Origin of the sequence: Streptomyces sp. NBC_00872 (genome assembly GCF_045161915.1) — a bacterium.
Taxonomy (GTDB): domain Bacteria; phylum Actinomycetota; class Actinomycetes; order Streptomycetales; family Streptomycetaceae; genus Streptomyces.
In genome coordinates, this window is record NZ_CP108806.1 from 7,031,690 (window position 1) to 7,043,872 (window position 12,183).

General features: G+C 64.7%; 6 protein-coding genes and 3 rRNA genes. 7 read left to right on the plus strand and 2 right to left on the minus strand.

All coding sequences use genetic code 11. The features are described 5' to 3' along the window. Window positions 1–40: 40 nt before the first annotated feature. Window positions 41–823, minus strand: a complete 783-nt coding sequence (locus OG214_RS30070) for a sporulation protein (RefSeq protein WP_363085180.1) — start codon at window positions 821–823, stop codon at window positions 41–43. 74 nt (window positions 824–897) lie between these two features. Here OG214_RS30070 and OG214_RS30075 point away from each other — a divergent pair, with 74 nt between their 5' ends. The 6 genes from OG214_RS30075 (at window position 898) to OG214_RS30100 (ending at window position 9,540) form a co-directional block, all read left to right on the plus strand. After that, window positions 898–1,536 carry a DNA-3-methyladenine glycosylase gene (locus OG214_RS30075; protein ID WP_363085179.1) on the plus strand — a complete coding sequence of 213 codons (639 nt, stop codon included), beginning with the start codon at window positions 898–900 and terminating at the stop codon, window positions 1,534–1,536. Window positions 1,537–2,059: 523 nt separating this feature from the next. Next, window positions 2,060–3,587: ribosomal RNA gene (locus tag OG214_RS30080) — 16S ribosomal RNA — on the plus strand. Window positions 3,588–3,887: 300 nt separating this feature from the next. Next, a 23S ribosomal RNA gene (locus OG214_RS30085) occupies window positions 3,888–7,011 on the plus strand. A 133-nt stretch (window positions 7,012–7,144) separates the two neighbouring features. Further along, window positions 7,145–7,261 (plus strand): 5S ribosomal RNA (gene rrf / locus OG214_RS30090). The 16S, 23S and 5S rRNA genes sit together here, the layout of an rRNA operon. 240 nt (window positions 7,262–7,501) lie before the next feature. Beyond that, entirely contained in the window at window positions 7,502–8,737 is a 1,236-nt protein-coding gene (locus OG214_RS30095; protein WP_405986502.1) for a hypothetical protein, read from the plus strand. Beyond that, window positions 8,737–9,540, plus strand: coding sequence for a hypothetical protein (locus OG214_RS30100; protein WP_405986503.1), 804 nt, complete (start codon window positions 8,737–8,739; stop codon window positions 9,538–9,540). Before OG214_RS30095 ends, OG214_RS30100 begins: the two co-directional genes overlap by 1 nt. A 73-nt stretch (window positions 9,541–9,613) precedes the next feature. Here OG214_RS30100 and OG214_RS30105 read toward each other — a convergent pair whose 3' ends face one another. Continuing rightward, window positions 9,614–10,990 (minus strand): DUF1015 family protein, encoded by a 1,377-nt coding sequence (locus tag OG214_RS30105; RefSeq protein ID WP_405986504.1) that lies wholly within the window; start codon window positions 10,988–10,990, stop codon window positions 9,614–9,616. A 107-nt stretch (window positions 10,991–11,097) separates the two neighbouring features. On the opposite strand from OG214_RS30105, the gene OG214_RS30110 reads away from it, so the two are divergent. Then, on the plus strand, window positions 11,098–12,126 hold the full coding sequence (locus tag OG214_RS30110) for an HAD-IIA family hydrolase (RefSeq protein WP_405986505.1): 1,029 nt from the start codon (window positions 11,098–11,100) through the stop codon (window positions 12,124–12,126). Window positions 12,127–12,183: the final 57 nt, after the last annotated feature.

Consider the following 12,183-nt stretch of genomic DNA (forward strand, 5'->3'; position numbering starts at 1 on the left):
CGGCGGATCCGCCCTGCGACGCCGAGCCTAAAGGCCGTGATCAGAACCAGTTGCGACGGCCACCCACCTCGGCGAGCCACTGGTTGAGATAGGCGGCCCAGTCGGTGCCCTGGAAGTCGCCCAGGCCGACCTGGAAGGACCGGAACGAGTCGCTGCCCTCGGTGAACAGCCCCGGCTTCTTGTCCATCTCCAGGATGACGTCCATCTCACGGTCGTCCGCGACGAAGGTCAGCTCGACCTGGTTGAGCCCGCGGTACTGCTGCGGCGCGAAGAACTCGATCTCCTGGTAGAACGGCAGCCGCTGGCGCGTCCCGCGGATATGACCACGCTCCATGTCCGCGGCCTTGAAGCGGAACCCGAGCTGGATGAAGGCGTCCAGGATGGCCTGCTGCGCGGGCAGCGGGTGGACATTGATCGGGTCGAGATCGCCGGAGTCCAGCGCCCGCGCGATCGCCAGCTCCGTGGTCACCCCGATGTTCATCCCGCGCAGCTGCTGACCGTCGATCGTCGTGATCGGGGTCTCCCACGGGATCTCCAGACCGAACGGCACCACATGCACCGCCCCGGCCTGCACCTCGAAGGCGCCGCCGATGCTCTGCTTGGTGAACTCGATGTCCTGCTTGAGCTCCTGGTCGTTCCCCTCGACCTCGACACGCGCCTGAAGGCCGACCGAGAGACCTTCGATCCGCTGGTTGACGGACCCGCCCTGGAGCCGCACCTCGCCCTGGACTACCCCGCCCGGCACGACGTTCAGCTCGGTCAGCTCCGTCTCGACGGACGCACCACCGGCACCGAGGCTCGCGAGCAGCTTCTTGAAGCCCATGTTCACTCCTTCTAGATCCTGACCCCTACATACGCGCTCCGACCGTAGTCGGTTCCCCGGTACGCTCATACGCCATGGAGAGCCCCGATCGTGTTCCGCTTCCCCGGGACTTCTTCGACCGTCCGGTCCTGGAGGTCGCGCCCGATCTTCTCGGGCGCACACTGGTACGCACCACGGACGAGGGCCCGATCGAACTCCGGCTGACCGAGGTGGAGGCGTACGCGGGCGAGATCGACCCGGGATCGCACGCATTCCGCGGCCGGACGGCCCGTAACGGAGTGATGTTCGGCCCGCCCGGTCACGCGTACGTCTACTTCACCTACGGGATGTGGCACTGCCTCAACCTGGTGTGCGGCCCCGAGGGCATGGCGAGCGGAGTCCTGCTCCGCGCCGGCGAGATCGAGGTGGGCGCCGAGCTGGCACATAAACGTCGGTTCTCGGCCCGGCATCACAGAGAACTGGCCAAAGGCCCGGCCCGCTTGGCCACCGCCCTCGATGTCGACCGCGGCCTCAACGGCACGGACGTCTGCGCGGGCCCCGACGCGCCGCTGGCGATACTGGCCGGCACGCCCGCACCGACTGACCAGGTCCGCAGCGGCCCCCGCACCGGGGTGGGCGGCGACGGCGCGGTCCACCCCTGGCGCTTCTGGATCGACGGCGACCCTTCGGTGAGCCCTTATCGGGCCCATGCGCCCAGACGCCGCCGAACTTGACTCGTACCGTTCATCCGCCTAACGTAGCCCGAGCCGCTTGACACCGGTCCTGCTGCTCAGCAGCCGCCCGAAGTGGCCATCCACTACTGACGACCAGCCCCGACGGGTTCTATTTCGGCATGCCGAAATTCAAGCCCGACGGCTCGATTATGAGCCGGGCGGGGATTCGGTTAAAGTAGCGGAAGCCGAAAGGCAAAAGACCAATCCCAAAGGTCACTGGAATTCACGAGGCGGAAGACGCCGAATGGATCTGGTAAAGTCGGAGACGCAAGACAGCAAGACCGAAGGGAAAGCCCGGAGGAAAGCCCGTGAGGGTGAGTACGAAGGAAGCGTCCGTTCCTTGAGAACTCAACAGCGTGCCAAAAGTCAACGCCAGATATGTTGATACCCCGTCCTTCCGGGATGTGATGTTCCGGTGGGTTCGGGTTCCTTTGAAGTAACACAGCGAGGACGCTGTGAATCACTGGTCTTATTCCGGCTGGTGGTTCCGCTCTCGTGGTGCTGACCCGATTACGGGTAATCATTCACGGAGAGTTTGATCCTGGCTCAGGACGAACGCTGGCGGCGTGCTTAACACATGCAAGTCGAACGATGAAGCCTTTCGGGGTGGATTAGTGGCGAACGGGTGAGTAACACGTGGGCAATCTGCCCTTCACTCTGGGACAAGCCCTGGAAACGGGGTCTAATACCGGATAATACTTTCTCCTGCATGGGAGAGGGTTGAAAGCTCCGGCGGTGAAGGATGAGCCCGCGGCCTATCAGCTTGTTGGTGGGGTGATGGCCTACCAAGGCGACGACGGGTAGCCGGCCTGAGAGGGCGACCGGCCACACTGGGACTGAGACACGGCCCAGACTCCTACGGGAGGCAGCAGTGGGGAATATTGCACAATGGGCGGAAGCCTGATGCAGCGACGCCGCGTGAGGGATGACGGCCTTCGGGTTGTAAACCTCTTTCAGCAGGGAAGAAGCGTGAGTGACGGTACCTGCAGAAGAAGCGCCGGCTAACTACGTGCCAGCAGCCGCGGTAATACGTAGGGCGCAAGCGTTGTCCGGAATTATTGGGCGTAAAGAGCTCGTAGGCGGCTTGTCGCGTCGGATGTGAAAGCCCGGGGCTTAACCCCGGGTCTGCATTCGATACGGGCAGGCTAGAGTGTGGTAGGGGAGATCGGAATTCCTGGTGTAGCGGTGAAATGCGCAGATATCAGGAGGAACACCGGTGGCGAAGGCGGATCTCTGGGCCATTACTGACGCTGAGGAGCGAAAGCGTGGGGAGCGAACAGGATTAGATACCCTGGTAGTCCACGCCGTAAACGTTGGGAACTAGGTGTTGGCGACATTCCACGTCGTCGGTGCCGCAGCTAACGCATTAAGTTCCCCGCCTGGGGAGTACGGCCGCAAGGCTAAAACTCAAAGGAATTGACGGGGGCCCGCACAAGCAGCGGAGCATGTGGCTTAATTCGACGCAACGCGAAGAACCTTACCAAGGCTTGACATACACCGGAAACGGCCAGAGATGGTCGCCCCCTTGTGGTCGGTGTACAGGTGGTGCATGGCTGTCGTCAGCTCGTGTCGTGAGATGTTGGGTTAAGTCCCGCAACGAGCGCAACCCTTGTTCTGTGTTGCCAGCATGCCTTTCGGGGTGATGGGGACTCACAGGAGACTGCCGGGGTCAACTCGGAGGAAGGTGGGGACGACGTCAAGTCATCATGCCCCTTATGTCTTGGGCTGCACACGTGCTACAATGGCCGGTACAATGAGCTGCGATGCCGTGAGGCGGAGCGAATCTCAAAAAGCCGGTCTCAGTTCGGATTGGGGTCTGCAACTCGACCCCATGAAGTCGGAGTTGCTAGTAATCGCAGATCAGCATTGCTGCGGTGAATACGTTCCCGGGCCTTGTACACACCGCCCGTCACGTCACGAAAGTCGGTAACACCCGAAGCCGGTGGCCCAACCCCCTTGTGGGGAGGGAGCTGTCGAAGGTGGGACTGGCGATTGGGACGAAGTCGTAACAAGGTAGCCGTACCGGAAGGTGCGGCTGGATCACCTCCTTTCTAAGGAGCATCTAGACCCTTCGGGGTCGAGAGCCACTTCGTCGGCGCATGTCCGACGGTGGTCAGCTCATGGGTGGAACGTTGACTATTCGGCACAGTCTGTTGGTGAGGGTTGCTAGTACTGCTTCGGCGTGGAACGTGATTCTTGCTGGTGGACTGTGTGGGGCGCGCTGTTGGGTGTCTGAGGGTGCGAGCGTTGCTCGTCCTTCGAGTGCCGGTCCCGGTGTACTCGCTCGTGAGAGTGGGGTGGCGGGTGGCTGGTCGTTGTTTGAGAACTGCACAGTGGACGCGAGCATCTGTGGCCAAGTTTTTAAGGGCGCACGGTGGATGCCTTGGTACCAGGAACCGATGAAGGACGTGGGAGGCCGCGATAGGCCCCGGGGAGCTGTCAACCGAGCTTTGATCCGGGGGTGTCCGAATGGGGAAACCCGGCAGTCGTCATGGGCTGTCACCCGCTGCTGAACACATAGGCAGTGTGGAGGGAACGAGGGGAAGTGAAACATCTCAGTACCCTCAGGAAGAGAAAACAACCGTGATTCCGGGAGTAGTGGCGAGCGAAACCGGATGAGGCCAAACCTGTGACGTGTGATACCCGGCAGGGGTTGCGTTTCAGGGGTTGTGGGAGTTCTCTTGATCGGTCTGCCGGCCGGTCGGCGAGTCAGAAACCGTATGGGTAGGCGAAGGACATGCGAAAGGTCCGGCGTAGAGGGTAAGACCCCCGTAGCTGAAATCTGTACGGCTCGTTTGAGAATCACCCAAGTAGCACGGGGCCCGAGAAATCCCGTGTGAATCTGGCGGGACCACCCGCTAAGCCTAAATATTCCCTGGTGACCGATAGCGGATAGTACCGTGAGGGAATGGTGAAAAGTACCGCGGGAGCGGAGTGAAATAGTACCTGAAACCGTGTGCCTACAAGCCGTGGGAGCGTCGCGCATCGAGTTTACTCGGTGCGTCGTGACTGCGTGCCTTTTGAAGAATGAGCCTGCGAGTTTGCGGTGTGTTGCGAGGTTAACCCGTGTGGGGTAGCCGTAGCGAAAGCGAGTCCGAATAGGGCGGTATAGTAGCGCGCTCAAGACCCGAAGCGGAGTGATCTAGCCATGGGCAGGTTGAAGCGGCTGTAAGAGGTCGTGGAGGACCGAACCCACCAGGGTTGAAAACCTGGGGGATGACCTGTGGTTAGGGGTGAAAGGCCAATCAAACTCCGTGATAGCTGGTTCTCCCCGAAATGCATTTAGGTGCAGCGTCGTGTGTTTCTTGCCGGAGGTAGAGCACTGGATAGGCGATGGGCCCTACCGGGTTACTGACCTTAGCCAAACTCCGAATGCCGGTAAGTGAGAGCGCGGCAGTGAGACTGTGGGGGATAAGCTCCATGGTCGAGAGGGAAACAGCCCAGAGCATCGACTAAGGCCCCTAAGCGTACGCTAAGTGGGAAAGGATGTGGAGTCGCAGAGACAACCAGGAGGTTGGCTTAGAAGCAGCCATCCTTGAAAGAGTGCGTAATAGCTCACTGGTCAAGTGATTCCGCGCCGACAATGTAGCGGGGCTCAAGCGTACCGCCGAAGTCGTGTCATTGCAGTATGTACCCCCAACGGGGACTGTGATGGGTAGGGGAGCGTCGTGTGCCGGGTGAAGCCGCCGCGTAAGCGAGTGGTGGACGGTTCACGAGTGAGAATGCAGGCATGAGTAGCGATACACACGTGGGAAACGTGTGCGCCGATTGACTAAGGGTTCCTGGGTCAAGCTGATCTGCCCAGGGTAAGTCGGGACCTAAGGCGAGGCCGACAGGCGTAGTCGATGGACAACCGGTTGATATTCCGGTACCCGCTTTGAAACGCCCAGTATCGAATCAGACGATGCTAAGACCGTGAAGCCGTCCTGGAGCCTTCGGGCAAAGGGGAGTGGTGGAGCCGTCGGACCAGATCTGTAGTAGGTAAGCGATGGGGTGACGCAGGAAGGTAGTCCAGCCCGGGCGGTGGTTGTCCCGGGGTAAGGGTGTAGGGCGTTGTGCAGGTAAATCCGTGCAACATGTGTCTGAGACCTGATGCCGAGCCGATTGTGGTGAAGTGGATGATCCTATGCTGTCGAGAAAAGCCTCTAGCGAGTTTCATGGCGGCCCGTACCCTAAACCGACTCAGGTGGTCTGGTAGAGAATACCGAGGCGTTCGGGTGAACTATGGTTAAGGAACTCGGCAAAATGCCCCCGTAACTTCGGGAGAAGGGGGGCCACACTGGGTGATGGGATTTACTCCTTGAGCTTGGGGTGGCCGCAGAGACCAGCGAGAAGCGACTGTTTACTAAAAACACAGGTCCGTGCGAAGCCGTAAGGCGATGTATACGGACTGACGCCTGCCCGGTGCTGGAACGTTAAGGGGACCGGTTAGTCAATCTTCGGGTTGGCGAGGCTGAGAACTTAAGCGCCAGTAAACGGCGGTGGTAACTATAACCATCCTAAGGTAGCGAAATTCCTTGTCGGGTAAGTTCCGACCTGCACGAATGGCGTAACGACTTCTCGACTGTCTCAACCATAGGCCCGGTGAAATTGCATTACGAGTAAAGATGCTCGTTTCGCGCAGCAGGACGGAAAGACCCCGGGACCTTTACTACAGTTTGATATTGGTGTTCGGTTCGGCTTGTGTAGGATAGGTGGGAGACTTTGAAGCTCATACGCCAGTATGGGTGGAGTCGTCGTTGAAATACCACTCTGGTCGTGCTGGATGTCTAACCTGGGTCCGTGATCCGGATCAGGGACAGTGTCTGATGGGTAGTTTAACTGGGGCGGTTGCCTCCTAAAGGGTAACGGAGGCGCCCAAAGGTTCCCTCAGCCTGGTTGGTAATCAGGTGTTGAGTGTAAGTGCACAAGGGAGCTTGACTGTGAGACCGACGGGTCGAGCAGGGACGAAAGTCGGGACTAGTGATCCGGCGGTGGCTTGTGGAAGCGCCGTCGCTCAACGGATAAAAGGTACCCCGGGGATAACAGGCTGATCTTCCCCAAGAGTCCATATCGACGGGATGGTTTGGCACCTCGATGTCGGCTCGTCGCATCCTGGGGCTGGAGTCGGTCCCAAGGGTTGGGCTGTTCGCCCATTAAAGCGGTACGCGAGCTGGGTTTAGAACGTCGTGAGACAGTTCGGTCCCTATCCGCTGTGCGCGTAGGAGTCTTGAGAAGGGCTGTCCCTAGTACGAGAGGACCGGGACGGACGAACCTCTGGTGTGCCAGTTGTTCTGCCAAGGGCATGGCTGGTTGGCTACGTTCGGGAGGGATAACCGCTGAAAGCATCTAAGCGGGAAGCCTGCTTCGAGATGAGGACTCCCACCCCCTTTGAGGGGTTAAGGCTCCCAGTAGACGACTGGGTTGATAGGCCGGATATGGAAGCCAGGTGACTGGTGGAGTTGACCGGTACTAATAGGCCGAGGGCTTGTCCTCAGTTGCTCGCGTCCACTGTGTGGTTCCCGGGTTGCGAACAGTCGCACCGGTTGAACCAGTATGTACTCAATTGAAGAGTGTGCTTGTTCGCTAAGTGCCGATACCCCAGCTTTGTGGGGTGGCCCGATAGGGTTTCGGTGGTCATAGCGTGAGGGAAACGCCCGGTTACATTCCGAACCCGGAAGCTAAGCCTCACAGCGCCGATGGTACTGCAGGGGGGACCCTGTGGGAGAGTAGGACACCGCCGAACAATCTTTCAAGGACCCATGGTCCAGCGTTCATGCTGGACCATGGGTCCTTTTTGTTTTCCCCGTTCCTCCCTCCCATTCCCCATTTCACCCGAAGCGCATCGGAAGGCCGACTGCGCGAGAATGACTGCGGTACCCGAAGACAGGAGCCCAACCGATGTCCCCCAACTCCTCCGACGACCGTCCCGAGCGCGATGAGCGCCGTCGGGACAGCGGTGACCGGGGCGGCTTCCGCGGAGGCCGTGACGATCGCGATCGCGGTCCGCGACGTGATGATCGGGACCGTGGTGGTTTCCGTCGTGACGACAGCAGTCGCCGTGATGACGGCCGTCGTGACGACAACAGTCGCCGCGATGACAACCGGGGCGGCGGATATCGCGGTGGACGCGACGACCGGCCCGCCGGACCGCGTCGCGACGACGACCGTGGCGGCCGTCCCCACTCCAGCTCCGGTTCCGCTTCCGGCGGCGGTGGCTACGGTCGCCGTGACGACCGTGGCGGGCGGCCGGCCGGTGGTAACACCGGCGGTGGTGGCTATGGGCGGCGTGACGACCGTCCCGGCAGCGGTGGTCCGCGTCGTGACGACCGCCCGAGCGGTCCGCGTCGGGACGACCGGCGTGACGACAGGCCTGCCTTCCGGCGTGATGACCGTCGTGACGACCGCCCCGGCTTCCGTCGGGACGACCGTCCCAGCGGCCCTCGGCGTGACGACCGCCCCAGCGGCCCTCGGCGTGATGACCGTCCCAGTGGTCCCCGTCGGGACGACCGGCCGAGCGGTCCCCGTCGTGATGACCGCGACCGTGGCGCTCGGCCCAGTTTCGGTTCCGGCGGCGGTGGTTACGGGCGACGTGACGACCGTCCCAGCAGTGCCCCTCGCCGCGACGACCGTCCGACCGGTCCGCGTCGTGATGACCGGCGCGACGACAATCGCCGTGACGACAGCCGCCGTGACGACCGCCCCACGTTCCGCCGTGACGACGCCCGCCGTGACGACGCCCGCCGTGACGACGCCCGCCGTGACGACGCCCGCCGTGACGACACCCGTCGTGATGACCGGCCCGCCTTCCGCCGTGACGACAGCCGGGGCGGTGGCGGCGGCTACGCGCGCCGTGACGACCGGCCGAGCGCTCCGCGCCGCGACGACCGTCCCGGCGGACCCCGTCGGGATGACCGTCGTGATGACCGGCCGGGCTTCCGTCGTGACGACCGGCCCAGCGGTCCGCGTCGTGACGACAGCCGTGGTGGGGCAGGCCGTCCCAGCGGTTCCGGCGGTGGCGGTGGTTACGGCCGTCGCGACGACCGGGACCGCGGTGACCGCGACCGTGGCGGATACCGCGGGCGCGAAGACAACCGCCGTGGCGGCTACGAGCGCCGTGACGACCGGGACCGCGACCGTGACAGGGAGCCGATCAAGCGGCTGCCGATCCCGGACGAGGTCACCGGCGAGGAGATCGACAAGAGCGTCCGTCAGGAGCTGATGAGCCTGCCCAAGACGCTTGCGGACGACGTCGCCAGAAACCTCGTCATGGTCGCCCAGCTCATCGACGAGGACCCGGAGCGGGCGTACGCGTACTCCCGTATCGCGCTGCGGCTCGCCTCCAGGGTCGCCGCCGTGCGCGAGGCGGCGGGCTTCGCCGCGTACGCGACCCAGAAGTACGCCGAGGCGCTGGCCGAGTTCAGGGCCGCTCGGCGGATGACCGGGAATGTCGATCTGTGGCCCGTCATGGCGGACTGCGAGCGCGGACTCGGCCGTCCGGAGCGGGCGATGGCGATGGCCGGCGAGCCCGAGGTGCAGAAGCTCGACAAGGCGGGCCAGGTCGAGATGCGGCTGGTCGCCGCCGGGGCGCGCAGGGACATGGGGCAGATCGACGCCGCCATCGTGACGCTCCAGAGCCCCGAGCTGGCGTCCAGCTCCGTTCAGCCGTGGACCGCCCGGCTGCGCTACGCCTACGCCGACGCTCTGCTGTCGGCCGGGCGTGAGGACGAGGCCCGTGAGTGGTTCGCCAAGACGATCGAGGCGGACAAGGACGGCGCGACGGACGCCTCGGACCGGCTCGCGGAGCTGGACGGGGTCGAGTTCGTCGACGCCATGGTCGAGGAGGACGACGAGGACGCGGACGAGGACGACGACCTCAGTCCCGTCCTCGACGCTGACACCGACACCGATGTTGACACCGACGTCGTGGACGACGACGAAGACAGCGGCGACGGTGACGAGGATGACGACGACGGCGTCGATGAAGAGGTCGATGAAGAAGTCGAACGCGACACCAAGCACTGAGCGTTGAGTTGAGGTGTGTGGGTGGTACCCCGGCAGGGTTCGGCCGGGGTACCACCCACACGCGTTCGCTCTGTCAGTTGCCCGGGGCGAGACTCCGCAGCACCAGTCCTGTCGCCGGCTTGGGGCCGAAGGACGTGGACTTGCGGGGCATCATGACGCCCTGCCGCGCCAGTTCCCGTACGACCTCCTCGCGCACGGGGTGCAGCAGGACCGCTGTACTGGCGTCCCGTTCCGCCTTGTCGACGGCTGCCGCTGTGTCGTGGATGTACGCGATGTGCTCGGGCGTGTCCGGGATCCGCCAGATGTGGTCCACGAGCGTGGCGTGCAGGACGGTCGCGTCCAGTGCCCGCCAGGCCGCGGGCCGGTCGACGGGGACCGTACGCGCCAGCAGCTCCTGGTCCGGGCGGTCGACCAGATGGAAGCGGCCGTCCCCGGCGAGCAGGAACGCGTTGCCCGTGGTCGTGGCGTCGGCGAGGGCGTCGAGCGCCTCCGGGAGCGGGCCGTCGACCGTACGGACACGGAAGAAGCCGGAGAGGGCCTCGACCGCGCGGCCGACCGGCAGTTGGTGCAGCACCCGGTGGATGGAGCGGACCTGGAGGGGATAGCGGGCCGTGTCGATCAGCAGGACCAGTCCGTATCCCCAGGGGCCGGGTTCCGTGTGCTCGTCGCGCAGCCTCAGATAGGTCGCCCAGCGGTGGTGGCCGTCGGCGATCAGGGCCTGGTGGTGGCCCAGATCGTCGGCGATCTCCGCGAGGTCGCCGTGATCCGTGACCGACCACAGCCGATGGCTGAAGCCGTCCTCCGTGGTGGTGGCGAGGAGTGGGGGGCGGCGGATGGTGCGCTCGATGACACCCGCCGTGCCCGGTGTGCCCGTGCTTGGTGTGCTTGGTGTGACCGCCGTACCCGGTACGCCCGAGGTGCCCGGCGCGCCCGCCGTGCCCGGTACCCCCGGAGAGCCCGTGACCTCGCCGCCGCTGCGGTACGTCAGCAGCAGTGGCTCCAGATTCGCCGCGGTCGCCCGCATCAGGGCCGCACGGTCCGCCACGACATCCGGCATGACGTCCTCGTGGGGCAGCACGATGCCGTCGGAGGGCGAGGAGAGCGCCAGCGCCCCGATGACCCCTCTCTGCACCAACTCGCCCTTGCGCTGCTCGTACACGTACAGCGCGGGCTCGGGATCCGGCGCGAGCACGCCCTCGGCGAGCCAGCGGCCCAGCGTCCGCGCCGCCTGGCGGTGGCGCTCGTCGGGGGTGGGGGCCTGCGGCAGGATCAGCCGGACGATGTTGTGCGGATCGGCCGACTCCAGATGGTGCAGTCCGTCCGGCCGCACGACCACGTCGTACGGCGGGGAGGTCACGGCGGAGAGACTGCCGACCCGTTCGGGGACATAGCGGAGCCCGTGGAACGGAATCAGTCGCAGCCCCTTGTCCGCGGGACCTGTTGTGTTCATCAGGGCATCGTATGTGGGGTGTGGGGGATGAGCGATGATCGGGGGAGAAGCGCCACGGAGTACGGACGCGTGCCATGTGGCTGTCACGAGCGAGGGACGGACGGCGGATGAGCGAGCAGAGCAGGACCAGGCCGAGCGGGAGTACGACCGCGCTGCACGAGGCGTACGACACCGCTCTGCTCGATCTCGACGGTGTGGTCTACGCGGGCGGGGAGGCCATCGCGCACGCGGTCGAGTCGCTCCGTACGGCCCGGGAAGCCGGGATGCACCTCGCGTATGTCACCAACAACGCGCTGCGCACGCCCGCCGCCGTCGCGGCGCATCTCACCGAACTCGGCGCGCCTGCCGAGCCCGCCGATGTCATCACCTCGGCGCAGGCGGTCTCCCGGCTGATCGCGGAGCAGCTTCCGGCCGGGTCCAAGGTCCTGGTGATCGGCGGGGAGGGGCTACGGGTCGCGCTGCGCGAACGCGGACTTGAGCCGGTGGAGCGGGCCGACGACGATCCCGCCGCCGTGGTGCAGGGGTACGGCGGTCCCGACCTGGCCTGGGGGCGGTTCGCCGAGGCCTGCTACGCGATCAACCGCGGTGTGCCGTGGTTCGCGTCCAATACGGATCTGACGATTCCGAGCGCGCGGGGGATCATGCCCGGCAACGGCGCGGCGGTCGAGGTCGTACGGATCGCCACGGGAGCCGAACCGCAGGTCGCGGGCAAGCCGCTGCCGCCGATGCACCGCGAGACCATTCTGCGGACGGGGGCGAAGCGGGCGCTGGTCGTCGGGGACCGGCTGGACACGGATATCGAAGGGGCGTTCAACGGGGGCGTGGACTCGTTGCTCGTACTGACCGGGGTGACGGACGCGGCGCGGCTCCTGGCCGCCGGGCCGAACCACCGGCCGACCTATGTGGACGAGGATCTGCGCGGGCTGCTGACCGGGCAGCCCGAAGTGACCGGGACGGAGGGCGGGTTCGGCTGCGGCGGCTGGACCGCTTCGGTCGCCGGGAACGCGCTGGCGCTGGAGGGGGACGGCGCGGCGCCGGACGGGCTGCGCGCGCTGTGCGCGGCGGCCTGGACGGAGGCGGGCGACGGCGCCGGCACGCTGGACGCGGGCAAGGCGCTGGCGAGGCTCGGTCTGTAGGAGGGGCGGTCGCCGGTACGGGGGCGGAGGGGCCGGTGGGGGGTGAGGGTAGGCTAA